The 25,526-nt window shown below is 38.9% G+C and carries 20 protein-coding genes; 10 read left to right on the top strand and 10 right to left on the bottom strand.

Going from position 1 to position 25,526, the window contains the following annotated elements; genetic code table 11:
- On the top strand, positions 1–1,965 hold the full coding sequence (locus tag ACRCA4_RS13140) for a ThiF family adenylyltransferase (RefSeq protein WP_433189409.1): 1,965 nt from the start codon (positions 1–3) through the stop codon (positions 1,963–1,965).
- A gap of 67 nt (positions 1,966–2,032) precedes the next feature.
- On the opposite strand, the gene pepA is transcribed toward ACRCA4_RS13140, so the two are convergent.
- The 4 genes from pepA to ACRCA4_RS13160 form a co-directional block, all read right to left on the bottom strand.
- Positions 2,033–2,788, bottom strand: a complete 756-nt coding sequence (gene pepA, locus ACRCA4_RS13145; RefSeq protein ID WP_433189412.1) for a flocculation-associated PEP-CTERM protein PepA — start codon at positions 2,786–2,788, stop codon at positions 2,033–2,035.
- Between the two features lie 230 nt (positions 2,789–3,018).
- Entirely contained in the window at positions 3,019–5,781 is a 2,763-nt protein-coding gene (gene prsT, locus ACRCA4_RS13150) for an XrtA/PEP-CTERM system TPR-repeat protein PrsT (RefSeq protein WP_433189415.1), read from the bottom strand.
- Positions 5,782–5,837: 56 nt separating this feature from the next.
- On the bottom strand, positions 5,838–7,082 hold the full coding sequence (gene wecC, locus ACRCA4_RS13155) for a UDP-N-acetyl-D-mannosamine dehydrogenase (RefSeq protein WP_433189418.1): 1,245 nt from the start codon (positions 7,080–7,082) through the stop codon (positions 5,838–5,840).
- A gap of 59 nt (positions 7,083–7,141) precedes the next feature.
- The gene (locus tag ACRCA4_RS13160; protein WP_433189421.1) at positions 7,142–7,384 is read right to left on the bottom strand and encodes an acyl carrier protein; all 243 of its coding nucleotides are present in this window, start codon (positions 7,382–7,384) and stop codon (positions 7,142–7,144) included.
- 159 nt (positions 7,385–7,543) lie between these two features.
- Here ACRCA4_RS13160 and ACRCA4_RS13165 point away from each other — a divergent pair, with 159 nt between their 5' ends.
- Genes ACRCA4_RS13165 through ACRCA4_RS13180 form a run of 4 tightly spaced genes read left to right on the top strand, consistent with a single transcriptional unit; the run spans position 7,544 to position 12,909 of the window.
- Positions 7,544–9,190: an acyl-CoA ligase (AMP-forming), exosortase A system-associated gene (locus ACRCA4_RS13165; RefSeq protein ID WP_433189498.1), complete on the top strand. Its 1,647-nt coding sequence runs from the start codon at positions 7,544–7,546 to the stop codon at positions 9,188–9,190.
- Positions 9,180–10,418 carry a pyridoxal-dependent decarboxylase, exosortase A system-associated gene (locus ACRCA4_RS13170; RefSeq protein ID WP_433189424.1) on the top strand — a complete coding sequence of 413 codons (1,239 nt, stop codon included), beginning with the start codon at positions 9,180–9,182 and terminating at the stop codon, positions 10,416–10,418. Before ACRCA4_RS13165 ends, ACRCA4_RS13170 begins: the two co-directional genes overlap by 11 nt.
- A gap of 56 nt (positions 10,419–10,474) precedes the next feature.
- Positions 10,475–11,521 carry an SGNH/GDSL hydrolase family protein gene (locus ACRCA4_RS13175; RefSeq protein WP_433189427.1) on the top strand — a complete coding sequence of 349 codons (1,047 nt, stop codon included), beginning with the start codon at positions 10,475–10,477 and terminating at the stop codon, positions 11,519–11,521.
- The gene (locus tag ACRCA4_RS13180) at positions 11,518–12,909 is read left to right on the top strand and encodes an MBOAT family O-acyltransferase (protein WP_433189430.1); all 1,392 of its coding nucleotides are present in this window, start codon (positions 11,518–11,520) and stop codon (positions 12,907–12,909) included. Before ACRCA4_RS13175 ends, ACRCA4_RS13180 begins: the two co-directional genes overlap by 4 nt.
- A 15-nt stretch (positions 12,910–12,924) precedes the next feature.
- Here the strand turns inward: ACRCA4_RS13180 and ACRCA4_RS13185 are convergent, their stop codons facing one another.
- The 5 genes from ACRCA4_RS13185 to ACRCA4_RS13205 form a co-directional block, all read right to left on the bottom strand.
- The gene (locus ACRCA4_RS13185) at positions 12,925–14,205 is read right to left on the bottom strand and encodes a hypothetical protein (RefSeq protein WP_433189433.1); all 1,281 of its coding nucleotides are present in this window, start codon (positions 14,203–14,205) and stop codon (positions 12,925–12,927) included.
- A gap of 14 nt (positions 14,206–14,219) precedes the next feature.
- Complete coding sequence (locus tag ACRCA4_RS13190) at positions 14,220–16,628, bottom strand: VanZ family protein (RefSeq protein WP_433189436.1); 2,409 nt, start codon at positions 16,626–16,628, stop codon at positions 14,220–14,222.
- Positions 16,629–16,746: 118 nt separating this feature from the next.
- Positions 16,747–17,592: a hydrolase 1, exosortase A system-associated gene (locus ACRCA4_RS13195; protein WP_433189439.1), complete on the bottom strand. Its 846-nt coding sequence runs from the start codon at positions 17,590–17,592 to the stop codon at positions 16,747–16,749.
- A 1-nt stretch (position 17,593) separates the two neighbouring features.
- Positions 17,594–18,433 carry a glycosyl transferase gene (locus ACRCA4_RS13200; RefSeq protein ID WP_433189442.1) on the bottom strand — a complete coding sequence of 280 codons (840 nt, stop codon included), beginning with the start codon at positions 18,431–18,433 and terminating at the stop codon, positions 17,594–17,596.
- Between the two features lie 3 nt (positions 18,434–18,436).
- Positions 18,437–19,435, bottom strand: a complete 999-nt coding sequence (locus ACRCA4_RS13205; RefSeq protein ID WP_433189501.1) for an acyltransferase family protein — start codon at positions 19,433–19,435, stop codon at positions 18,437–18,439.
- Positions 19,436–19,608: 173 nt separating this feature from the next.
- Here ACRCA4_RS13205 and ACRCA4_RS13210 point away from each other — a divergent pair, with 173 nt between their 5' ends.
- The 5 genes from ACRCA4_RS13210 to ACRCA4_RS13230 are packed head-to-tail and all read left to right on the top strand — an operon-like array spanning position 19,609 to position 24,690.
- Entirely contained in the window at positions 19,609–20,730 is a 1,122-nt protein-coding gene (locus tag ACRCA4_RS13210; protein ID WP_433189445.1) for a DegT/DnrJ/EryC1/StrS family aminotransferase, read from the top strand.
- Positions 20,727–21,758, top strand: a complete 1,032-nt coding sequence (locus ACRCA4_RS13215) for a GNAT family N-acetyltransferase (RefSeq protein ID WP_433189448.1) — start codon at positions 20,727–20,729, stop codon at positions 21,756–21,758. The genes ACRCA4_RS13210 and ACRCA4_RS13215 overlap by 4 nt, the downstream gene beginning before the upstream one ends.
- On the top strand, positions 21,755–22,705 hold the full coding sequence (locus ACRCA4_RS13220) for a glycosyltransferase family A protein (protein WP_433189451.1): 951 nt from the start codon (positions 21,755–21,757) through the stop codon (positions 22,703–22,705). The genes ACRCA4_RS13215 and ACRCA4_RS13220 overlap by 4 nt, the downstream gene beginning before the upstream one ends.
- Before the next feature lie 22 nt (positions 22,706–22,727).
- Positions 22,728–23,888 (top strand): acyltransferase family protein, encoded by a 1,161-nt coding sequence (locus ACRCA4_RS13225; protein ID WP_433189454.1) that lies wholly within the window; start codon positions 22,728–22,730, stop codon positions 23,886–23,888.
- Entirely contained in the window at positions 23,881–24,690 is an 810-nt protein-coding gene (locus ACRCA4_RS13230; RefSeq protein WP_433189457.1) for an SGNH hydrolase domain-containing protein, read from the top strand. Before ACRCA4_RS13225 ends, ACRCA4_RS13230 begins: the two co-directional genes overlap by 8 nt.
- Here ACRCA4_RS13230 and ACRCA4_RS13235 read toward each other — a convergent pair.
- Positions 24,683–25,513 carry a polysaccharide pyruvyl transferase family protein gene (locus ACRCA4_RS13235; protein ID WP_433189460.1) on the bottom strand — a complete coding sequence of 277 codons (831 nt, stop codon included), beginning with the start codon at positions 25,511–25,513 and terminating at the stop codon, positions 24,683–24,685. The genes ACRCA4_RS13230 and ACRCA4_RS13235 overlap by 8 nt on opposite strands.
- Positions 25,514–25,526 lie beyond the last annotated feature (13 nt).

Below are 25,526 nucleotides of genomic sequence, written 5' to 3' on the forward strand. Positions count from 1 at the left end.
ATGACCCAAGCTTCATTTGATTATTTTAATGCTTTTTCTCGAAATATCGGTTGGCTAACTTTGGCTGAACAAGCTTTATTAGCTACTAAAAAAGTAGCAATTGCCGGCTGTGGTGGAGTAGGTGGGGCCCATGCTGTGACTCTTGCTCGATTGGGTGTGGGCCGTTTTCATTTGTCTGACTTTGATAATTTTGAAATTGAAAACTTTAATCGTCAGGCTGGTGCGAAGATATCCACTGTAGGTGAGTCTAAGTTAGACACTGTAGTGAAAATGGTATTAGACATTAATCCTAATGCAGAAATAACTACTTTTGCTCAAGGGATAACCGAGCATAATATTGATGATTTTTTGGCTGGAGTGGATGTTTATATTGATGGGCTAGATTTTTTTGCATTAAAAATTAGAAGTTTAATGTTTAAAAAAGCCTATGAAGCACAAATTCCTGCTATTACAGCTGCGCCTTTAGGTATGGGGGTTTCTAATTTAAACTTTCTTCCTGGTAAAATGACATTTGAGCAGTACTTTCAATTTGAAGGTGCCAGTGAAAATGAACAATATTTACGTTTTTTTGTTGGTTTATCGCCAGCAAGACTGCACAGTGCTTATTTAGTGGTACCTGAAAGTATTAACCTGCCTGAGCGTAAGGGGCCATCAACGATTATGGCTTGTGAGTTATGTGCCGGCGTTGCGGCAACACAGGCTTTAAAGTTAATGCTTAATCGTGGCAAAGTGTTAGCCGCACCGCGTTGTTTACAATTTGATGCCTATCGCAATAAATATGTTGTTAGCTGGCGGCCTTTTGGTAATGCGAACCCTATTAATAAACTTGCTATCTACCTAGGTAAAAAACATTTACTTAACCAAGCCCCTCAGGCTGTAGCTAAAACGGCACCAGAAGCTGATCCCTTACTCTATGTGTTAGATAAGGCTCGTTGGGCACCCAGTGGTGATAATGCCCAGTGTTGGCGGTTTAAGCGCACTGGAGACTTATCTTTTACTATTTTAGGTAGCGACACGCGAGATCATGTTGTTTATGATTTAAATGGCTTTGCCAGTAATATGGCGCACGGAGCCTTGTTAGAAACTATTCGGTTAGCGGCAACTGAGCGAGGGTTTATCGCTAATATTGATACGACAGATCGCACAGATCCAGAGCACCCTGTTTATAAAATTCAGCTTCACGCTGAGCCAGATATCAAAGCTGAACCTTTAGCTGCCTATATAGAAAGCAGAACTGTACAGCGCAAACCGATGGGCACCAGAGCCTTGTCTAAAGCTGAAAAGCAGCAGCTAGAGGCCAGTTTACCTAACGGTTATAAAGTGCATTGGTTTGAAACCATAGCTGAGCGTTGGCAAATTGCCAAATTATTATACGGTAATGCCTATACACGACTCATAATGAAAGAGGGGTACGATGTTCATAGCCAAATTATTGATTGGAATAAAAAATTTAGCGAAGATAAAATTCCAGAACAAGCATTAGGCGTTGATGTAATGACGGCTAAAGTGATGAAGTGGTCGTTAAAAAGTTGGCCAAGATTTGAGTTTTTAGCTAAATATATGGGCGGCACTATTGCGCCAAGGTTGCAACTAGATTTAATGACATCTTTACGTTGTAGTGCTCACTTTGTACTTTATGCAAGTGATGAAGTGCCTTTAACATTAGAGCATCAAGTAGAAGCGGGCAAAGCGTTACAGCGATTTTGGTTAACGGCAACTAAGTTACATTTTGGTTTTCAGCCAGAACAAACTCCAGTTTTATTTTCTACTTATTTACGAGATGGTCTAGATTTTAGCACTAATGATAAAGCCAATGAAAATGCGCGTAAAATGGACATGAAGTTACGGCAATTATTGCCAGAAAAAGTATTCAAAAACAAAGTTTTTATGGGAAGGATAGGCCGCTCAGAGCATCCTGAGTCGCGTTCAATACGTTTGCCATTAGAACAATTAATGGTCGATTAAGAACGACCTTACTTGTTAAGCATAAAAAAAACCACCTAAGCAGGTGGTTTTTTATTAGCAATTTAGTTTAACTTTTGTTACGACGGCTTAAACGTAAGCCTAATAAACCTAAACCTAGTACTGCAAGGCTTGCTGGCTCTGGTACACTGAATGTTTGGTTACCATCATGGCGAATTTCAAAATTCTGAGCTGAACCTGGAACACCATTATAGTCTGGCGATAAACCAATAATGTCTTGTACTGTAACAATTAGATCTGAATGTACAAAAGCATTACCTGCTATATCGTTACCATTGTAATAGAAATAACCAGGGTTTGCGTTAAACTTCATTTTGATATCACATGAACCAACACCGGTTATACGGGTTAAACAGTCACCCATAACAAAAGAGAAAGTACCTAGTGATGTAGCTGTACCAACATCAAAAGCACCGCCATTAACTGTTGTATCAGCCCATAGGGTAGCATTACCACCTGAGAATAATACATCGATTAATGAACCGGTGGTTTCGGCTGTACCAGTAAACATATAATCTAAATACATTTCATAATCTGTTGGTAAAACATTAGGTAGACCGGTATTTTTAAAGTTAACCAATAATGTTTGGCCATACTCCATAAATGCATCTGGTCCACCGAAAATTGAACCATTACCATTGGTATCGGTTTGGGTTACACTTGCAGTATCTGGATCCCAGTCAATTTCGTCGAACATAGTTGAACCTGAACCACCGAAACTGCTGTCGTCAAACGTAATAACCGAGGCATTTACGTTAAACGCTGCCGCTCCTGCTAATGCTAATCCTGCTAATAGCTTTTTCATAATAAATTCCTTAATAACGTTACAATGACAAGTTTGGGCGTTTCAGCCTTCAACTTACTCAAACTTCTATCTAATTAATGCACAAGCCGTGCCATTAATTAAGTTCATTATTATTCAATGAGTTATTGTTTTGTATTTTTTTGTGTAGGATGAGGTTGTAAAAAAACATGACAGTTATTAATAATAAAAAAGGCCTGTAATAACAGGCCTTAAATAATTGAAACACTGAGTTACAGAGTCAGCTTTCTTTCTAAATCTGCTTTTCGTTTTTGGATAACAACATCTTGGCTCTCAAGCTTTGATAATACAGCAGTGGCTTGTTGTATTTTACCCGCTTGTATTAGGGCTTCAGCATAATTTAATGCAACCTCAGTATTATTAGCTCGTATAGCTAAAGACTGCTCAAATGCTGTGATCGCAGACTCTAATTTATTTTGCTTAAATAATACCTTGCCGTAAGTGTCCAGCACATCAGGATGCTTCGGGGCTACTTTAATGGCTTTTTCTATATAGCGCTGTGCTTTATCTAACTGGTTGTCTTCAGCTAATACCCAAGCATAATTATTAAGCACTACATAGTTTTCTGGCGATTGCTGTAAAATTTCATCATATAATTTAAAGGCTTTTTCTGGGTCTGATTGCAGCAATAAATTGGCATAAAATACTTTTAAATTACCTTTAGCTTGATGGTTAGAAAAATGCTGCTCTAAAAATTTAACGGCGCGTTGATAGGAGTAATCTTTAGCGTAAATTTCAGCAATAAACATCGCTGTTTCATCGTTTGGCTGTAAAATATAACTTTCATTAAACAGTTTAATCGCCGGTGGGATTTGGCTATCAAGAAACAAAATCCTCGCTTTAATAAACAACATATCTTGCTGATTTGCGATATCTTCATCAATAAGATCAAAGGTGTTGAGTGCTGCTGTATACTCTTTAGCCTCGGCTAAAAAAATGATCTTATTTTTTAACAGCATATTATTTTTAGGTTGTTGTTTTAACGGCTTGTCTAACATGGCGACCGCTTCTGAAAAACGTTTGCTTAGCGCTAAGCTGTTAGCATAAAAAAGTTGGGCATGTAGATTGTCAGGCATAAGTTTATACCATTGCTCGCTTAGCTTTATGACATCTTGATTATGACCTAATCTAGCATGGGCATCTATTAGTGTGGCCCAGTAGGCACTTGGTGCATTATTAAGATTAATGGATTTATGGCTTAGAATATCTATAGCTTGCTGATAATTTTTCTCTTGATGTTGCATCCGAGCTATAGCTAAGCGTAAGTTATTGCTCTCTGGCGCTTTATCTAGCATAGCTTGACCTTGCGCCAAGGCTTTATTACTTTCTCCTGACGCTTTAGTTAGGCCGTAGTATTGTTGTAAAGCTGGCCGATAAGTTGGGTGTAGCTGCATGGCGTTAAGTAATAGTTGCTCAGCTAATTCAGTGTTCTGCTGTGTTTGAGCAATAATGGCCTGTAGTAATAAGGTAAATGGATTATCGGCTTGCGCTTGTTGTGCCTGGTTTAAAAAGGTAGAAGCGTTAGTTGTATCGTTTTGTAATAAAGCACTATAGGCTTTTAAGTTATAGCCAACGATCGCTAGCTTAGGATCATCCAACCACTCATCAGCTAAAGCAGAGGCTTTAGCATACTGGCCCTGTTTTAAATAACTAATAGCAAGTATTATCCTGGCTTGATTCTGACTAGGATCTAGCTGCAATGCTTGTTCTAGATCTTTAACCCCTTGGTTAAGCTGTCCTCCTAGTCCTAGCTTCAGCATACCTAGTGTAGTAAGTGAATTAACGTCAGCGCTTGAACTTTGCTCATACTTGGCAATTAACTGTTCTGCTGCTGTGTTAGAGCCTTGCTTTATTAATTGAAATGAGGTGTTAGCAAGCAGTTGTAGATCAATATCTTCTGCTGATTGGTTAAGCAAAATATCTTTCGCTGCATCAGTTTGCCCCGACTTAAGTTGTAAAGAAGCATATAAACTTTGAATGGGCGGATACTTGACTAAGCTGGTTTTAATATTATCTAAATGATAAATAGCTTGGCTTTCTAAATTTAACTTTAAGGCTGATATTGCGGCAAGGATACGGGCACTTTCTGAGCGTAAACCATTATTAATGGCTTTTTCGGCATGCTCTTTGGCGAGTATATAATCTTCGTTATCGTATTCTAATACGGCTTTTAAATAGTTAGCTAAGGGCTGATCAGGGTAAGCTTTAAGTAAAGGTGCTAATTGTTTATCTGCTAAACCATATTGTTCAGTTTTAACTAAACTTTGGGTTAGCATTAAGCGTGATAAAACATTGTTAGGGACAATTGTTAAATATTCAGTAAAAGTATCAATAGACGCTAAACTGTCTTCTTCAGCTAGTTCTGAGCGTCCTTTTAGAAAGAGGGCTTCTTGATAGATAGGACTATCGCTTGCTACTTTAGTTGCTGTTGAAATTGCTTCAAGATTATTTCTATTAGCAACTAATAAGTGGGCTTGAGCAAAATTGGCAATATCAGCATAATCGGGCTGAGTTGCTAACTCAGTAAATAAAGAAATGGCAGCATCTGCATCACCTAGTTCGAGCTCAGCTAAGGCTTTATATACTTTAACATAGCTTGCTTGCTCTAATGGTAGCTCATCCTGTTGGGAGAATATCTCTAACACATAAGGATAATTACCCGCCTGGTAAGCACTGCGAACTAAGGGAATGGCAACTAATTGCGGTGTCTCACCTAAGTCTAAAGCACGTTGTAATTCCTTTTCAGCTGCGACTGAATTACCTAGCTTTAAATATAATAAACCTAGTGTTAATCGGTAATCTTTATTATCAGGTGCTTGCTGGATAGCAGATTTTAGTTCTATTACTGCTGAGCTAAATTTTTCTTGTTGGATAAATGTTTGCGCATCAGAAAAATGTTCAGCAGCTTCTTTGCCGCCACATGCCGTTAATAAAGACAGCATTACCGCAGCGGCAATCGAGGTTGTTGTTTTCATTGTTACACTCCTTGTAGCCAATTATTTAATTAGTCATTTTACAATTTATTACTGGGTTAACCAAAAACACCTCGAGTATCAATAACAACTTTACTGGCTACATCGGCTAAATGTAGGCTTTTAAATTGTTTATGATCAACAAGTACCAGCAGTATATTGGCTTTTTCTAACGCTTGAGGTAAAGGTGTTAGTGCAGAGTCAAAAGCAGCATACTTTGACGGTAGCTTTTTAATATTAGGTTCAACTAATATAACTTCACCAATATTATCCTTTAATAAATGCATCGCAATATCTAAAGCTGGGCTTTCCCGTAAATCATCAATATCTGCTTTAAAGGCTAAACCTAAACAAGCAATAACCGGTTTTTTAAATTGATCAGCGGCCTGTTTTACTTTTTCTATCACATAGTGTGGTTTACTATCGTTAATTTCGCGAGCTTTGCGAATTATTTGTGCTTGTTCAGGGGCAGAATCAACAATAAACCAAGGATCGACAGCAATACAATGACCACCTACACCAGGGCCTGGTGATAAGATATTTACCCTAGGATGGCGATTAGCTAGCTTAATGAGTTCCCAAACATTAATTTTTAGGTGATCACAAATGATCGATAGCTCATTTGCAAAAGCAATATTGACATCACGAAACGAGTTTTCAGTTAGCTTGGCCATTTCTGCTGTGCGAGCATTAGTTTGAATACAGTCACCGCGAACAAAAAGGTTATATAAATCGATTGCACGTTCAGAGCAGCGCTCGGTTATGCCGCCGATAATACGGTCGTTACTCACTAATTCTTGTAGCACTCTACCTGGCAGTACTCGCTCTGGGCAGTGGGCAATAAAAACATCAGCATGGTCCATATCTTGATGTGGCATTACTAAGTCTGGTCTTAGCTCTGCCAGCCATTGTGATATTTTATCGGTTGTACCCACAGGGGAGGTAGACTCTAAAACAATCAAATTGCCTTTTTCAATAACAGGCGCAATGGTTTTTAACGCGGTTTCAATAAAGCTTAAATCAGGTACCTTGCCTTCTTTAAAAGGCGTAGGTACAGCAATTAGAAATGCTTCAGCAGGCTCAGGCACTAAGGCGGCACGTAACTTACCTGTGGTAACAGCAGCTTGTACTAACATATCTAAGTCGGGCTCGACTATATGTACCTTGCCCTGATTAATGGTATTAATCGCATGCTCTGAGACATCAATTCCTATTACTTCGACACCGCGAGAAGCAATAACCGCAGCAGTGGGTAACCCAATATAGCCTAAGCCAATAACAGAAACACGAGAAAAATTATGCATAAAATATCCATGATTACGCAGTAGTATTTAACGCTAAACGTTAAATGCAGCTGAAATAGTTAAGCTGCCTGCTTTTGTTGAATAAACGTATGTAACTGGCCAAATGTTTCAAAAACATCGGCAGAAATTTCATCATCATCAATTTGAATACCCAGCTGTTCTTCAAGTTCAGTGATGACTGAAATCACTGCCATTGAATCGAACTCAGGAATAGCACCTAGTAATAAAGTGTCTTCATCAAATTTGATATCAATTTGTAGTACTGAGCGTAGGATATCGGCAAGCAAATTCTGATGTGGCATAATGTTGTTCCTTTAGGGGTAAATTGGATTCCTTGATTTGCATGTCAGCCTTAGGTTCAGGTAAAGTAACCTAAGCGAGTAAATATAAATCGGCTTTATGGCAAATCTGATTTATTATTGCACATAAAGGGAATAAATGTGAAAGGTCTAAAGGACGTTATGGCCAAAAATATCCACGATTACATACTTCACTCTGCTGCTAAGTATCCTACACATACTGCACTCTATTACAAAGCCAGCAGCTTAACCTACTCTGAATTAGCTTCTGCTATAACAGCCGTTGCCAGTTTATTGCAACAACTTGAAATAAAGCGATTTGACCGTGTTGGTATTTATTTACCTAAACAGTTTGAAACGGTATCTACTATTTTTGGTTGCTCTATGGCTGGTGGCGTATTTGTTCCGATTAATGCGGGCTTAAAAGCTGGCCAAGTTAGTTATATTTTACATGACTGTAATGTTAAGGTTTTAGTGACGAGTAAAGACCGCCTAAAAGGCTTAACTGAAACATTAATAGATTGCCCAGAGTTACAGACTATTTTAGTCACCGATGCTGATGATAGTCTGCCTACTATGCTGGGTCACATAAAAATACAGTCTTTTTGTAGCCAAGCCCAAGCTGCAACCAAGCCTCTTGTTAGCCAAGCGACAACAGATGCTGATATGGCAGCTATTCTTTATACCTCTGGCAGTACCGGTAAGCCTAAAGGCGTTGTATTGTCACATCGCAATATGTTACTGGGGGCACAAAGTGTCTCAACTTACCTTAATAATAGCCAGCAAGATGTTCTATTAGCATTATTACCTCTTAGCTTTGATTACGGCTTAAGCCAATTGACGACTGCATTTTATGTTGGTGCTAGTGTTGTATTGCTTGATTTTTTCTTGGTGCAAGATGTGGTGCGTGCCGTTGAACGTTTCAAGATTACTGGCATTGCAGCTGTGCCTCCTTTATGGTCGCAATTAGCCAAGGCAAAGTGGTCGGCAAATAGTGCTGATTCGGTGCGTTATATAACTAATTCTGGCGGCGCTATGCCGCAAACCTTACTCGCTCAGTTGCAGCAGATTTTTATTAAGGCAGAGCCTTATTTAATGTATGGATTAACCGAAGCGTTTCGTTCAACCTATCTAGCGCCTAGTGAAATAACTACGCGTCCTGGCTCTATGGGGAAAGCTATCCCTAATGCTGAAATTGTTGTTGTGCGTGAAGATGGCAGCTTGTGCGATGTTAATGAGCCTGGTGAGTTGGTTCATCGAGGGCCTTTAGTAAGTTTAGGCTACTGGAATGCTGCTGATAAAACCGCCGAGCGTTTTAAGTTTGATCCTGTTGCACCCAAAGGGATACAAGTGCCTCAGCTTGCCGTGTGGTCAGGTGATACAGTGCGCTTTGATCAAGATGGTTTTTTATATTTTATCGGCAGACGCGATGAAATGATTAAAAGCTCGGGTTACAGAATAAGCCCAACTGAGGTTGAAGAAGCTGTGTATCAGCTTTGCCCTGAGCTAACAGATGTGGCGGCTTTAGGCATTGCGCATGAAGATTTAGGTCAAGCTATTTTGGTGGTGTTTGCTTGTCAGCCTGGGGTTGAAGTAAACGCAGCGGACTGGTTAATGCAATTAAAACGCGTTTTACCCAATTACATGCTACCTAAGCAGCTTATTCAGTTAGAAACTATGCCAAAAAATGCTAATGGCAAAATAGATAGAAATGCGCTTGCAGGGCTGTATGCTGATTATTTTAAAACAGAGCTTAGCCCAAAGCCGACTAAGCTAATGCTGGGCAAAGGAGATAACAATGACAGTTAAAACAGCACCCAGTCATCAGGTTATGGAACAGTTTGACACTGTTAATGGCCAACTGCAGATCGCCGGTTTTACTATGGCACAAATTAGTGCCATGTTAGATAAAAACGTATTTTACGCTTATTCCCGTGAGGTTATGCGTCAGCAAGTTGCAAAGTTTCGCCAGCAGATCCCCGCGAGAATTAAACTGCACTTTGCCGTTAAAGCCAATCCAAATCCTGCGGTGGTTAACTTTTTACAGCCTTTAGTTGATGGTTTTGATGTTGCGTCGCAAAAAGAACTTTTGCTAGCTGTACAATCGGGCATGCCTGTTACTGATATTAGCTTTGCTGGGCCGGGTAAAACCGATGCGGAGTTATTATCGGCGATAACGCTTGGCGCGACTATAAATTGTGAGTCAGTCACTGAATTAGCGCGCATAGAGGCGTTAGGGCAAAGTGCTGATATTTTGCCTAAGGTGGCGCTTAGAGTGAACCCTGCTTTTGAGCTTAAAGCTTCGGGTATGAAGATGGCAGGTGGGGCTAAGCCTTTTGGTATAGATGAAGAAATGGTTGTGGATATTGTGCGTCACTGCGCTAATCGTGCTTTTAAGCTGCGTGGTTTTCATATCTTTTGTGGCTCTCAGAATTTAAAGCCTGAAGCCTTAGTTGAAGCGCATCAGCAAACCTTTGCTTTAGCTGCCAAGTTAATAGCCGCTAGTCCGTATCCTATTGAGTCGGTTAATTTAGGTGGCGGTTTCGGCGTGCCATATTTTGCTGGCGAACAAAGATTAAATTTAGCGCCTATAGCCGCGTCTTTACAGGCTTTATTAGTGCAATATCAAACCGAGTTAGCCGATACAGAACTTGTGATAGAGCTGGGGCGTTATCTCGTGGCTGAGGCTGGGGTATATGCTTGCCAAGTTATAGATAAAAAGCAGTCTCGTGGTACAACTTATCTGGTTTGTAATGGCGGCTTACATCATAATTTAGCCAATTCAGGCAATTTTGGCCAAGTTATTCGTAAGAATTATCCGGTGGCTATCGCCAATAAAATGCAGGCTGTTGACACTGAAGTCGTTACTGCAGTTGGCCCCTTATGCACACCTTTAGATATTTTAGCTGACAAAATGCTGCTGCCTAAAGCAACAGTAGGTGATTGGTTAGTGGTTTATCAAGCAGGCGCATATGGCCCTACAGCTAGTCCGCAAGATTTCTTGGGCCATGGTGGTGTTACTGAGATTTTACTTTGAGGTATTGTCACGTTTAGTAGTCGAGATAATAGCTCTCCGTTTATTTGGTGAGCAAAGTGCAACGTTCAATTATTAAAGTTTTTATTTTTGCCTTTATTATTTTTATTAGTCTGGAATTACTATTACAAATTCGCGCTGAGCTAAAGTTTGGCAATAGTATTTTTAGTCGCTTACTTAAACCTGCTCAAGCACAAACTCAGCTTTTTACTCAGCGCAAAGGCTACAAATTATTAGAGCCAAATATCTCGGTCGATGGCGCTAGCATCAGCATTAAAAGTAATAGTTTAGGTTTACGCTCAGAGCCTATTAAGGCTAAAAGTAATGAGTCTATTAGAGTAATAGTGCTTGGTGCATCAAGTGCTTATGGCGCTTATGCTGCCAATAATAGTGTTACCTTTCCCGCTTTATTGCAACAAGAAGCCCAGCAGTTACCGCTTGAGGTGATTAATGCCGGGATCCCGGGTAATGATCTTAATGGTCAGTATTTATTATACAGTGAACATTTAGCCGGCTTATCGGAAGATGTGTTGATGTTATATTCAGGCTTAAGCAATGATGTGAGTCAGTTATGTCGAAAATCTGTTACGGCTAAATCTTATGCATTGCCGCAAATAAAGGCACCTAAATGGCTATTGAGTGTGGATTTATTGCTTAAAAATACCATTAATTTACGTTATGTACCTTATAAGGTTTCTGCCTTACCTGATCTTACGCCCTATCTTGAAAACTATGCTGATGGGCTGAGAAAGTTAATTAAGCAAGCTAAGGCCCGACAAGTAAAACAAATCTATTTTTTAGAAAATCTAAGTTCATTTCGCCCTGAGCAACCGGTGCAATTACAACGACAGCTAGCTGAAACAGCGTTATATTATACGCCTTGCTTGTCTGTGCAGCAGTTCTCTTATGTGTTTGAACAGTATAATCAGACTTTACAACAGGTTGCCGATGAATTTAACCATGTTCAGTATGTAACCTTGTCGGATAAGGTGGCCGGAGGTCGAGACAACTTTACTGACAGTGTACACTTTTCTGCTAAAGGCGAGCAGGTTATGGCGCAAGCACTTATCGCAACACTTAATGATACCTTGCAGGTGCAGCCATGAGCTTTACGTCATTACATTTTTATCTTTTTCTGCTGCTATTGCTGGGTTTATTACGCTTTATTTCCAACAATAAACATAAAAAACTGCTGCTACTCGCTGCTAGCTACTGGTTTTATATGAGCTGGGATTGGCGTTTTGGTGCTTTATTATTTGCTATGACCGCCGTTAACTTTTATTGCGGTAAGAAAATTCACCGCTCTATTTATGCTAAACGCTGGCTGGCAGTGTCGATTATATTTAGTTTAGGCCTGTTGGGCTTTTTTAAATATTTTAACTTTTTCTTAGATAATCTAGATGTGGTGGCCGCTTGGTTTGGTTTATCTTCGCACCTTGGCTTGTTACAGATATTATTACCTGTCGGCATTTCTTTTTATACGTTTCAAGCGCTTTCTTACACTATTGATATTTATAAAAAAGAGTTAGAGCCTGTGAGCTCTTTAGCTGATTTCGCCTTATTTGTGTCATTTTTTCCGCAACTTGTTGCCGGCCCTATAGTGCGGGCAAGTTACTTTTTGCCTCAGTTAACTAAACAAAGTCGGGTTGATTCTGCAGCACAACAAGAAGCAGTGATGTTAATTATTAAAGGTTTAATAAAGAAGGTTATTCTGGCAGATATACTGGCTATACATCTTGTTGATCCTGCTTTTACTAATTATGACAGTTTGTCTTCTGCTTTTTTAATTTTGGCATTAGTCGGTTACAGCTTCCAAGTTTACCTTGATTTTTCAGCTTATACTGACATTGCTAGAGGCTGTGCCTTACTGCTTGGCTATAAGCTACCAATAAACTTTAACCGGCCTTATCTTGCCCACAGCATTTCTAATTTTTGGCAGCGCTGGCATATCTCTATGTCTTCATTCTTTCGTGATTATTTATATCATGGCGTGGGGGGGAGTCGGTACGGTAATGTGTATATCAACCTCTTTATTACTTTTATTGCTATTGGTTTTTGGCATGGCGCAGGCTGGAATTTCTTATTGTACGGCTTTTGTCATGGCGCTGTGGTGAGTATTGAACGGTTTGGCCGGCAATATGGTTGGTTTTTATTAAATACGGGCTGGCTACATATTCTGGCTATATTGCGAACGTTTTTTATTGTTTGTTTATTAAGGGTAATGTTTCGGTCTGAGACCTTAGCTGAGGCGAATCAGTATATGCTGGCTATTTGGCATAATAGCCACTTACCGTTTGACTTAACAACCGTAGGCGCTGTGGCATTAATTTCTGCCATTATATTACACCTTATTCCAGCACAGATAATGGCAAACTGGCAGCGGTGGTTTGTTAGCTCTTCGCATTTGCTACAAGCGGCAAGTATTGTATTAGTGCTGTTTAGCTTAATTATTTTTGGCTCTGCTGAAGCGCCTTTTATTTACTTTCAGTTTTAAATTAAAACTAGCTAATTATTGAGGGTATTTGTAAAGCGATAACTGAGAGACTCGCAACTCTATTTCTTGGCTAAGTTGTTTGAATTTTTCACCATTGTAACCCCCAAACTGCTGCTGGACTTGTTGTTCTGTTAAGCCCTCAGGAAGCCCTTGAATAGAGGGCATGATAGCTTGCTCAAATTGTTCACTACTATAGCTTGTGAGATGCGCTTTATTGATACTATTTAATTTTTCAGCAAAGTGGGTGCCAGCCCGATCTGCTGCTAAATCAACAAAACTAAAGCCTGAGCCTTTACCTCCTGCATCCATAATTTCTTTTAAATTGCCTACTTGTTGCGATAACTCGCTTGTACCTAAAATTTGTAGTACAGATGAATATAAAAAGTGCAGGGTAAGATCGTGACGACCATAAATTAACTTAACCGGTATTCTTGGGATCTGTCTGGTGGTTAAATTAGGGTTGTCATAATGAATAAATCGTTTATTTGCAAAAGTAACCGCTAAGGCCCAGATAGCATCGTGATACGCCGAGTCTAATGAATTTTCATGTGCTCGTTCAGTTGCTATAACTAATAGTTTATGTATATAAAAAGCCAAGCGACGCTCTTTAGGATACTGCTGCTGCAAAGCCTGTAGTTGTAATAAATAATATTCAATATCTGGAGCTTTAACTTGGTTTGCATTGATTAGGTTTAAAGGCTGGTATAGTTGAGGCTGTACCTTTAATTTGATAGGGCCTAAATTTTTGGCACTAAAAACTAACTGGTTATTCTGTAGCCGGCCTGTGGCAAATAAATCTAGCAGTTGCTGGCTAGCTGGGGCGGCAACAGCAAAGTGAACAAAGCGTTTAAACAGTGGATTAGCCAGCCAATGAGGTAGGCGGATCTTACCTAGTTGGCAGTGTCCAATAGCAAAGTCGCTTTTAAAAGGGGTTAATAGACAAGTTAAGTTAACACTACGTTTAGACCAGCTAAGTTGGAAATTAGCTTTACCTTGCAATAACACGCCTAAAGGCGTAATAACACCATTAAAGTCAGCATCGGGCAAGGCATAACTTGCTACACTCATAATGGCATTAAGCTGCTGTTGATCTATTGTCACATTAATATCGCCATCAGCACGAGCTAGGCTACGAATAGATTGTGATGCTAGCTGTTGTGCTGTATTAACATCTTCTGCTGATATCTGTTTATGTTGCTCAAGTTGCTTTGTAGTGACCAGAAAAAACAAGGTTAAACTACTTAACAAGAAAATAAAGACAAGAATAAATAGTGTTTTTAATAGCTTAACTAACATGAATTTACTCAATACTAATAAGAAGAGGTAGAGCCTGAAAAGCGTTTCGACGCTATAAATGTGGCAATGTAAAACCAAGTTAGTATGCTTAAAATTGCGCTATAAGCCAAGCAATAGCGTATAAGTAATTGTAATGGTGTTGCATATTGGCTTCTGTCCGTACTTAATAAAAACTGTAAGGCGGAAAAAACTTGTTGGTATTTAACGATAATACTTTGCGTAGCGATATTAATTAACCACCATGATAAAGCCATACTAATAACAAACATAACCAAAACGAGTAAAAACTTAGTGAGTTTAAAGCCTCCAGCTTGTAATAGACACTGGGCGATAATTTTTCCACCATAGGCGGCGCTAAGAAATAAAAGCACAAGCCAGGCTGTTAGTGCTATTAAACCCATAATACTGCCGTTATCTGCTAATAGTTCTACTATGTTATCGGTTGCAGCTAAATATACCACTGCCCAATACCAAAATGAGGCAATACAAATATTGCTACCTAGCCATAAAATGGCGGCTATTATTTTATGTTGGTTCTGTATAAATTGTTTTGCAGCTAAGCAGTTAAATTGAATTAAGCTAAAAAAGCCAATAAAACGGAGTAATAATTCTAAAAAATGCGGCAAGCTGGTGATAGGAAAGCCCAAAATATCATATAACGATTCCGCTGCAACGCTAAAATAAAGTAAGCAAAATATAAGACTACTTTGACCAAGCCAAAGTAGTGGGCTTAGCAAAATAAACTGAGCAAATTGAGAAAACCTGACACAGTTAGCCAAGAACATAATATAAGCAGCTAAAGTAAGGCCTATTATTGCACTGGTGTTGTCTGTTAATAGCTCTCTGATATTGTAAGGAAGTGCTGACAACTGGCTCAAACCGTATAGCCCAAGCAATGAAGTAACTAAGTGAAGAGGCAGCAATACTCTGGCATGGCTTGTTATTTTACGTTCTGAAGCAGTTAAAAGCTTTGCTGGCGCTGCGGTAGAAGCTATTGTTGTCACAGTATCCGCTTGGGGTTGATTATCGAAAGTGGCAGCAATTTTTGTTTGTTTCTGACTAAAGCTATAACAGTAAAGTGTTAGCAAGAAACCTAGCGCCGCGCCGATAACGGATAACACAACATCGGTGATATCAACAACTTTATCAGGCAAGGCAAGCTGCATCGCTTCGGTGATTGCTGCTAGTAGTAAAATATAACCGGCACTAAAACTTAGCATTAGCTGCTTTTGCCACTTAGACTTTAGTTTCAGATAGCTAAGGCTAAACAATATGCCTAAGGGGAAAAAGAGCAGTATTTTTTGCAGTAAAGAGGTGATAGCCCGAAACTCAGTTCCAAAATATAACGACTCAAGTAATACTTTATTACGGCTTACGCTGAGTTGTTGGTTAATTTGCTGCCAAGAAAAGTCGAAGTTATAGGGAAACCAGAATACGAGTAAAATGGCTAGGCTATATAAAATAATAACGCCAGCAAGCCTCAGTTGTAGCTGGTGTTTAACGATCAGGCTAGATCTAGGCTGCTCTATATCCGCAGTGCTGTTTTGATGTTTGTAAATTAAGCGGCCTAGGTTATTGCCTAACCAAGCTGCAATAAAAGCCAGTATAATGTCGGTAAGATCGGTAACTCTGCTGTAGACAAAAAGTTGAAAAAACTCAATTAGGGCAGCAAATAACACTAATCTTATATAAATAGACTTTTTTTGATGCTGCTGAAGATAGAGTAAAACAGCTATTGGTATCCACAGCAATATATCACTGAAAATAGCATAGAAAATCTGTAAAAAAGATCCTCGATAAGCACTAAACGGCAGTAGAGTAATTCTGCCATCTTGCCATTTTTTAAATAATTCAACCGGGCTTAAGGTTAAGTCTAGGGGTAAGATATTATAAAGAGTAAATAAAGCGATATAGGCAATTAATAAATAATTGAGTAAGCTGGTTTGATTACCACGCATTGCGACTATGGCTTGTAGATAGTGCAAAATTCGTTGACCAAAGCGGTAAAAAAGCACTATACCAAGCATGGCGCCAAGCGATTCAGCAATAATGTCATTTATCGATACGGTGCGCTGAGGGAAGTAAAGCTGAGTAAACTCAATAATTAAGGCCAGAGTAACACAACTTAATACGACTGATATTGCAATATTAAGCTTTAGCTGCTTACGTTCAGGGGGCATAAAATAAGACATTAATAAAAATGACAACGGTATAAATAACAAAATGTTCGCTACCCAGTCAGCACGCGAGCTCATGCCTAAACTAAGGTAATTTATATTACTAAATTGTAGTAATGCGGCATCTAAGGGCAGGGCGCGGTATTGCCAAGGCACTAAGCTGCCATAAATGACAAAGCTAATATAGCCAATTAAGGTTAGAAGCAAGTAACGATAGAGTATAACTTGCTCAGTTCTGGATTGCATAATGCATCCTAAGTTGTCTATTTAATGGCTGACTGTTATCAGCGCAAATTATGCTAATGTTAAAAACGAATTTTAAACGCTAAGGTTAAAGACTGTGTTTAACAATCAATAAAAAAAATCATTTCATTGCTAAGATAAAATCACTGGATGCTTGTTCAACTTGCTTACGCCATTTAGCGCTGGAGAAAGTATGGTTAGCTTCGTTAATATGCAGCCTTTTAGCTTTATTAAAGCACTGTTGCCATTGTGCGTTTTGCAGGCAAAGATCTAAAAACTCTTGCGCTGTTAAATCATTACCACTGCTAATTAATAAAGTTTCAGCATTGGTTTTTTGCCAGCCAGTTAGCATATGTTGAACATAATTGCTGGCGCTATACTCGGTTTGCTTAGCAGAATTAAGTGTAGATTGCTGCTTGCTACTGCGCCAGGTTTGCCAGAAATCTGTGATACTGCGCTTAAAAGCTAGACCACCTGAAAAAATTTTTCGCCAAAATTCACGGCTAACTAAACGTTTTACATAATAGTGCTTTAGCATAGTAGCGGCATGGCTTTGCTCTTGTCTAACCCAAGGGTTAAGCAAGATTAAGCCTGCGATGCGCGGATCTGCGTGATTCATTTTTAATAAAATAGCGCTTGCTGCATCGCAAAGCCCCCATAACACCACTTTTTGTAGCTGTGGCATCTGGGTAAACATGGTCTCGATGGCGGCATCTATATCAGCTGTTTGCTGATAAAACTCAGTTTTTTCACCACTACTATCGCCCATGCCACTGCTATCTAGGCGTAATGATGGGATGCTGTGTGCAGATAAGTGCTGGCTTAACTTAACAAACTGGCGATGACTGCCAACACGGTACTGTGGGCCGCCAACAATAATAAGGACACCTATAGCGCCAGAGGCAGGATGCAAAATAGCGCTTAACTTATTGGTTTTAGAGTTAATCTCTATAAACTGAGCAGACATCTTATTCAGCTCCTGCAAACTGGTTTATTGTTAACGCAATTAGCTTATTGGCTTCAGCTAATTCTGAGGTTTGCCAAAAAGCTTCAGCTTTAATCTGGTTAAAATGTAGTAAACACTTTTCGGTTAGGCTATCACGCATTTTTTGCACAGGCAGGGCAATATTATCTAGCTTAGAGAGTTCAAACCAGCTTAATAGGCTGTTGTTTAAAACCGCGGGGAAAGTTGACTCCATTTGCAAGATACTTTGCACAAAAGAGCTGTTAATGGGATAACCGGCAATCTCTACAATTTGACCTTGTTCTAGCTGCTGCTCTAGTTGCTTTTGACTTGTTTTTTCGCCGCTCGCCATGGCTTCAGCAACTTTAATTCTACAAAATTGTTGCCAAAAACGGCTAGCGTCAAACATAGGCTGCCACAATACAAGGTGTTTAATTGGTAGTGGTAATGAGTGTAGGTTCAACAAGTCGAACAGTTGCAAAGCCCCAAAGCGTATTGCTATAAAGCTCACACTTTGAAACCCCCAATCTGCTATTTTTTGCATTAATATTGCTAAATCTATACGCCATAACTCAATCGTTGCTGTATCTAAATCGCCTTCGCTATCTCCTGTGCCGTAGTTATCTAGCATAAAGCTATAATAATTATGCTCGGCTAATTGCGTTGTGCATTGTTTAATAATATGGCGTGACTTATTCATTTCCTCAGCAAAAGGAGGCAGTATAACAACGGCATGGGTAGCTGTTTTTGCTTTAGTTACACTAAGAAAGTTTAGACCAGATGGCATGGCGCAAAAGCAACTCTGATTTGGTAGTTTAGGTAGCAAGCTTGATAAGTGAGTCACAGTTTAGCGACCTCCTAATGCAATAGAGGTAAGGGTGGGCACATAACGTTTTAGTTTAGTATGTAGCCAAGCACAGCCAATTGTAATGATCAGTGGTGCTGCACACCAAAATAAGGGATAAGGCACCTTGGGCAAAAATGTTTGATATATAAGCCAGAAAGCAAGTAGTAGTGGACCATGAGCGAGAAAGGTTAAAAAGCTACTGCCAACATATCGTTCTAAAAAAGCGCCGTTTTTATATTTCATTAATAGCGACATGCTAGGCCATACCATAAATGGGGCTATTATACGAAGTGGGGTGCGGTTTTCTAGGTCAAAAATAACTATAGCACTGCAAATTAGGATAAATATAATGAGCAGAGGTATAGCGTAAGGATCTAACTTAGTTAAATTCCAGCGCTGTGTTGCTGCTAAGCCGCCAATATAGAAGCTAATAAGCATAGTATTGCGTAAAATAATATCGCCATCTAAGTTAAAGTAAAAGACTAAAGCCACTATGATAGCGCCTAGCCAAGGCCCACGATTTAGTAAGACCGCAAGTAGCGGGCTGATTAAACTAAGCACAAATAAGTCTCTTAAAAAGTTAAGCGGGTAATTTGCGGGGCTGCTTAATAATCCGGTTAAAGCATTGAACCAATTAAGGCTATCAAACGGGCTAAGTTGCACTGAAAAAATATGAGTTGTTAATTGGTAATGTTGGATGAAAAAGATGCCCAGCACCACAGGTATATTCCACAAAATTAAGGGCAATAAAATAACTCGAGCTTTTTTTGTTATTAACTGTAAGGGCTGTTCAATCAGTTTAGAGCGAAACAGTAAATAACCAGAAATTACTGTTAGCATGGGCACTGAAGTACGAAACACAGCATGAGAAAAAAAGGCTTTAATAAAATTAAAGAAGCTTAAATCTAACTCGGTTAAAGATTGATAAGGCGGTGTATGCAAAATAACTATGCCTATAACCATTAGGTAACGGGTTAGCCAAATTCTTTGACTGAGCATTTTATCCACTACGCGCTCCTGCGATGTGCTTAATAAACGAGTGATTCTTTTATAGTAACGCGGCAAGTAAAACTAACCAAGTATTACTAAAATATTAGCATTTTTATCACAGTTGTGTGATTTTAGCGCTAGTGTTAGCATAGACAACTATATATATCAGGGACTAGGCAAGCATGGATGTGAAATTTGCCCCTGTCATGGCCAATGCAAGTCATTTCCCGGCTGCTATTATTAAAGCGGCCCCTGCATTTAGCCTGACAGATTTTCGTCAGTTTGGGCAATCGACGGATTTTTCTCATTGCATTTATACTCGTAATGGCCGCGGAGCAATAGGTCTTGCTGCCCAACAGTTAATGCAGCAAAATAAAACTAATATTGTTTTACTGCCAGCTTACCATTGTCCAGCTTTAGTTGAGCCCTTTCTTTGGTTGGGTTACGAAATACGCTTTTATCCAGTATTGCCAGACCTAACTGTTGATAAAGCGATTTTTTCTCAGCTTTTAACAGCAGATGTTAGCCATTGCCTTGTGGTTAATTTTTTTGGTTTTAAACAAAACAATAGTTGCTTAATCGAAATGGCTGCCCAAGCGGGTAAGCTAGTGATTGAGGATTGCGCACATGCCTTAGTCGATTTTTTTCAGCAACTTGAGATGCCAAACCCTGCTGTTACAGCGCGTATTTGTAGTATTAATAAAATATTACCTAGTATTGATGGTGGTTTGCTTTATATGAAGCAAGCGATTAATGCTACCCCGAAATACTGTAGTTGGTTTGAAGAAGTTAAGGGGATCGCATTTTTATTAAAGATCCCGCAGCTTATTCAATATTTAAAGCCAAAAAAGCAACAGGCCTTAACAGTTTCAGACGTTAACGCTCCTATACAAAAGCAATTTAATTATTTTCAGCCGGCTGATTTAGACTCCGCTAGTTTTCGTCATACCAAGTTAATTGTTAGTTCTAGCAATCTTAAAAAAATACAAGCTCGACGAATTGAAAATTATAATTATTTGGCAACTGCATTAACTAATACGGGGGCAGGCCAGTGTTTGTATGCTTATGCCGATTTTGAAACGCCTTATGTGTTACCTTTTTTGCTAGATGATGCTGCTGACTTTCAACAGTTACGTATGCAAAAAATTCAAGTGTTACGTTGGGAAGAAGTAGCTTATAGCGCTTGTAAGGTGAGTGAAGATTATCGAAGTCGACTTATTCAGTTGCCTTGTCATCATAAACTGAAAAAAACGGAACTAGATACCATTATTAACGCGGTTAAAGGTTTGGTGAATAACAAATGAAAGCCTATTTATTTGCGGTTACAGAGTTTGCAAACTTTACTTTAGATTGGAATAAATTAAATCAGCAAACTCATGATCAAGCTATTCTTACAGCTGACTTTGTACAATGCTTAATCAATCATTATTTTACAGGGCAGGAGCAGCTTGTTGTTGTTAAATATAATGATGTTATTGTTTTTATAGGATTTTTTGAAAAAGTGGGGTTGGGACGCTGGCAAAGTGTTATGCCCTCACAGGCACCATTAGGCTTGTGGCTTACATCTGATGGGCGTGTTAAGCATAAGTTGCTATTGAATATAGCTAAAGTCTTGCCGGGTTTTGTTTTGCAAATTGATTTGTTACAAGCCGATTCGCGTTATTTAAAATTAGAGCCTAATATTCAACAACTGCCTTATATTGAAACAGGAAATAAGCTAGTACCTGCGCATTATGATGAGTTTTTTAAAACCATTGGCAAAAATTTACGCCAGAACTGTAATAAAGCTTATAACCGTGCTGAACGCGAAGGGGATAGCTTTAGTACTGAAGTGTTAACCCAGAGTGATGACGTGTTAGCTGGGGTTATAAAATATGGCGAAATTGAAAGCAATAGCTGGAAAGCTGAACAGGGTACTGCTATTAGTACAACAAATAGCCAAGGCAAGTTTTATCAAGCCATGATGGCAACGCTGGCACAGCGCAATGCTGCTTGTGTTTGGTACTTTTTAGTCTCAGGCCAAGTGGCTGCGGTTGATCTGTGTGTAATCAATAATGGCAGCTTGATTATTTTAAAAACAACGTTTGATGAAAGTTTTTCTCGGTATTCTCCCGCCTTACTGCTAAAAATGCAGATGATAAAATATTACTCAGAGCAACCAGAGCTGGGTGTTAAGAATATAGAGTTTTATGGTAAAGCAATGGATTGGCATAAGCGCTTAAACTCTGAGCTTAGGCCTATAGTGCATTTAAGCTGGCAGCCTAATAGCATTTTGCGCTGGTTAGCAAGACAACGACATAGTGCAAAAAAACTAGAGGCCAATATGTCATGAAATTAGTCAGCGTTATAATTCCTTATTACCAGCGTAAAGCCGGATTATTAACCGCGGCTATAACAAGCATTAAGCAACAAATTGCTTTTGCACGCATTCACCAAATCATTGTTGTTGATGACGGTTCACCACGAAAAGCCGCTTTAGATCTTGAGCCGTTTTTAGCTGATCCTAAGCTAAAAAGTAAATTACAACTAGTCGAGCAGGCTAATACTGGTGTTTCTGGGGCAAGAAATACGGGTTTAGATCTAGTGGCTGATGAGGTTGAGTATGTTGCTTTTCTAGATCCTGATGACGTATGGCTAGAAACACATTTATCTTCGGCTTTAGCTGCATTAGATAAAAATAGCGACTTCCACTTTGCAAATTTTACCCATATTGGCCAAACAGTAGGCGCTTTTGAGCGCGCAGGCTTTTTGCGCGTTACGGATCATCAAATACTACTCCCGCCTGATATATACCAATATTGCACTGATATGATTCAGCAAATAACAACCGCAAATGTAATAGGCACTACTTCTGTTGTATACCGCTATGCTAACGCAAAGCATATTCGTTTTGTTGAGCATTATACCTTTGCCGGAGAAGACTATTTAATGTGGTTATCTCTTATACCACACTGCCCTAAAATGAGTTTTACAGCTAGCATTACGGCACATTGTGGTGAAGGTATTAATTTATTTTCTGGTGCAGTCTGGGGCAGTAAACATATGTGTGTCAGGTTATTAGATGAAATAAATTATCGAAGTTACATCCTAAAACATATCCCCTTGCAACAGGATAATAGTGAGATAGTTAAACAATATTTGGCAGATAATCGCCAAGCTTATATAGGTAATGCCTTATCTATGCTTAAGCGGTTTAAGTTAACTATTATTCCAATGGTATTAAGCCAACTATGGTGCAATCAAAACTTAAGAAAGGTAATTTTTAAAAGCAAGTATTAGCCGTCTGTCTATAGGGAGGTTTATGCAATATCGTCGTGAAGTTGACGGACTGCGGGCTGTTGCTGTTATGCCTGTTTTGTTTTTTCACGCTAACTTTAGCTTATTTAGTGGTGGCTATGTAGGTGTAGATGTTTTCTTTGTGATAAGTGGTTATTTAATTACTAGTATTTTATTAAATGATATTAGCAAAGACCAATTTAGTTTAGTCACTTTTTATGAGCGCAGAGCCCGGCGTATACTGCCCGCCTTATTTACCGTTATATTATTTAGCTCTATTTTAGCTTGGCAATGGTTGCTACCGTCAGATTTAATCAATTTTAGCCAAAGTGTTATAGCTGTAGTTTTGTTTGTCTCAAATATATTCTTTTGGTTAGATATTAATTATTTTGATACAGCAGTTGAATTAAAACCTCTATTACATACTTGGAGTTTAGCTGTAGAAGAGCAGTATTATATTTTGTTTCCACCTGCCCTATGGTTAATGTGGCGATTCTGCCGCTCTTGGTTACTTATTGTTTTAATCTTTATTTTTACGGTTAGTTTAATGGGAGCCGAATATGCTAGCCGGTACATGCCTTCTGCAAATTTTTATTTAGTGCCGACAAGAATATGGGAGATAATGGCTGGCTCTCTCTTAGCTTGGTATCATTTTAAGCCTATAAAGCAGCTAAATGACAAAGTTAACTCTGTTTTAATTGCCAATATTTTTTCTACTTTAGGTTTAGGTTTCATTATTTACAGTATAGTTGTCTTTGATAGTACAACACCTTTTCCAGGTATTTATGCTTTGATACCCGTTATTGGTTCCGTTCTTGTATTGCATTTTGCCAGTAAAAAAACAGTTGTAGGTAGATTACTCAGTACTAAAGCTTTTGTTGGAATAGGTTTAGTTAGTTACAGTATTTATTTATGGCACCAACCATTATTTAGCTTTGCGCGGATTCGCAGTTTGCATGAGCCCAGCATTAATGTCTTTATAGTTTTAATATTCCTTACCTTAGCTTTTTCTTATTTTAGTTGGCGATTTATCGAGGCTCCTTTTCGTAATAAACAAAAATATGCCACAAAAACGAATTTTTATTTATTCGGGGGCGGCATCTTCATTGTTACTAGTGGTAGCTTCTTTGGTCATTCAACAAAGCGGATTTACACAGCGGCAAACTGCAGAAGGGAGCTTGGCTGAGTTAGATAATAAGTTAAGAATTAATTATGGTTTAAGTAAAGCATGTGATAATAAATTTACATTATCTAAAGAATGTAGAACAAGTGAACAGCCGGAAATTGCGGTTTGGGGGGACTCTTACGCTATGCCTCTTTCACAAGCTATTATTGCAGCTAACCCTAGTGTCGCTATGATCCAGTTAACTAAAAGTGCTTGTGGGCCAATATTGGGCTTAGCGCCCTTTAATGTTCGAGATTATAACCAAGAATGGGCTAGGCAGTGTCTTAATTTTAACCAGCAAGTTTTTTCATATCTTAAACAAAGCTCTTCGATAAAATATGTGGTTTTATCTTCATCATTGTTACAGTATACCTCTAGTAACTGGCAGTTTTTAACGGAAAATAATATTGAAAAAGAGGATCCAGAACTAGTATTAAAATACTTTAAAAATACTATTAGCCAATTAAAAGCCATAGGGCTCCTACCTGTAATTGTTTCTCCTCCGCCAAGAAATGGTGAAGATTTAGGCCGTTGTGCCATAAAAACATATTTTTATGTAGAAGCGACTACAGCATGTGATTTTCATCTGAGTGAGAATAATAAGCTACATGCAAAAATAAACAGTTTATTACGCAAGCTAGAAGCCGATACATCAATTATATGGTTAGATGCGTTTATCTGCCCCAAACAACACTGTCAGGTTATTAATGGTGCAACTTTATTGTATCGTGATCAGGGGCACCTCTCAGTTGAGGGTGCCCAGTATATAGGAAAAAAGTATAAGCTGTACCAGCTGCTAAAAAGTTCTGCTGCAGCTATTTAGCTAGGGCTTGTTTTACTAATGCTGTTATTGCTATTTTTTTCTGCGCAATAAGCTTTGGGTCTTTAATTACGGCTAATTTTTCTAAGTCTAGTAAAGACTGAAAATCATTAGGTGTAATAGGTTGCTGCTCAGCATTGATTGATGAGTTGTAGTCATAGAACTTAAAACCTTCGCCAACCACTTGCTCTGAAAGCTTTAGCCAAACAGAGGGCAAGCCTAGTGAGTCGGCAACAATAATGCCGTGTAATGATGATGAGGCAATGCACTGACAACAGGCTATTTGCTCAACTACTTTTTTTGCACTTTGCTCTACGTTTATAACTAGGATCTGTTGCGGGTATTTTTGTTTTAATTTTTGAATAACAGGATGATGTTTATCTACATAGTGTGGAATTAATCCTAATGAATATTTTTTATGTTGAGTTTTAGTCAATAACCTATCTGCAATAAGCCCTAAATCGCCGGTGGCCGTAGTCGCTGACAACCCCATTGCTTGTTTTGTTAGTTCACCACGTACTGAATAAAAGTGAGCATCGGGTAACTGAATTGCTTGCTGTTTAATTAGACCTGTACCTAAGATCCCACCCTGATAGTTGCTTGGTAACATCTGTATTAAACTGCCTACGGCTGTGAGTCCGGCTTTAAAGTGGTAATCGGGATAGCAATGAATAGCAGTCTTACCAAAAGTGGCGAATAACTCAGGTGTCAGTAGGTCCCCAAAATTTTTTTTATCAATCCACCAAAAAGCATCTTGTCGATTATGTCGTACTTTAGAGATAAAGTGCGATGTTATTTTTGTTAAATTATATTGCAATGAGTTCATGCTGTTAGCCTAC

The organism is Rheinheimera sp. WS51, from assembly GCF_050936095.1.
Lineage (GTDB): Bacteria > Pseudomonadota > Gammaproteobacteria > Enterobacterales > Alteromonadaceae > Alishewanella.

Bases quoted from the DNA above. Each gene is read 5' to 3' on its own strand.
- ACRCA4_RS13140 (WP_433189409.1), top strand. From the start codon at position 1: ATGACCCAAGCTTCATTTGATTATTTTAATGCTTTTTCTCGAAATATC.
- pepA (WP_433189412.1), bottom strand. From the start codon at position 2,788: ATGAAAAAGCTATTAGCAGGATTAGCATTAGCAGGAGCGGCAGCGTTT.
- prsT (WP_433189415.1), bottom strand. From the start codon at position 5,781: ATGAAAACAACAACCTCGATTGCCGCTGCGGTAATGCTGTCTTTATTA.
- wecC (WP_433189418.1), bottom strand. From the start codon at position 7,082: ATGCATAATTTTTCTCGTGTTTCTGTTATTGGCTTAGGCTATATTGGG.
- ACRCA4_RS13160 (WP_433189421.1), bottom strand. From the start codon at position 7,384: ATGCCACATCAGAATTTGCTTGCCGATATCCTACGCTCAGTACTACAA.
- ACRCA4_RS13165 (WP_433189498.1), top strand. From the start codon at position 7,544: ATGGCCAAAAATATCCACGATTACATACTTCACTCTGCTGCTAAGTAT.
- ACRCA4_RS13170 (WP_433189424.1), top strand. From the start codon at position 9,180: ATGACAGTTAAAACAGCACCCAGTCATCAGGTTATGGAACAGTTTGAC.
- ACRCA4_RS13180 (WP_433189430.1), top strand. From the start codon at position 11,518: ATGAGCTTTACGTCATTACATTTTTATCTTTTTCTGCTGCTATTGCTG.
- ACRCA4_RS13185 (WP_433189433.1), bottom strand. From the start codon at position 14,205: ATGTTAGTTAAGCTATTAAAAACACTATTTATTCTTGTCTTTATTTTC.
- ACRCA4_RS13190 (WP_433189436.1), bottom strand. From the start codon at position 16,628: ATGCAATCCAGAACTGAGCAAGTTATACTCTATCGTTACTTGCTTCTA.
- ACRCA4_RS13195 (WP_433189439.1), bottom strand. From the start codon at position 17,592: ATGTCTGCTCAGTTTATAGAGATTAACTCTAAAACCAATAAGTTAAGC.
- ACRCA4_RS13205 (WP_433189501.1), bottom strand. From the start codon at position 19,435: ATGCTCAGTCAAAGAATTTGGCTAACCCGTTACCTAATGGTTATAGGC.
- ACRCA4_RS13210 (WP_433189445.1), top strand. From the start codon at position 19,609: ATGGATGTGAAATTTGCCCCTGTCATGGCCAATGCAAGTCATTTCCCG.
- ACRCA4_RS13215 (WP_433189448.1), top strand. From the start codon at position 20,727: ATGAAAGCCTATTTATTTGCGGTTACAGAGTTTGCAAACTTTACTTTA.
- ACRCA4_RS13220 (WP_433189451.1), top strand. From the start codon at position 21,755: ATGAAATTAGTCAGCGTTATAATTCCTTATTACCAGCGTAAAGCCGGA.
- ACRCA4_RS13225 (WP_433189454.1), top strand. From the start codon at position 22,728: ATGCAATATCGTCGTGAAGTTGACGGACTGCGGGCTGTTGCTGTTATG.
- ACRCA4_RS13235 (WP_433189460.1), bottom strand. From the start codon at position 25,513: ATGAACTCATTGCAATATAATTTAACAAAAATAACATCGCACTTTATC.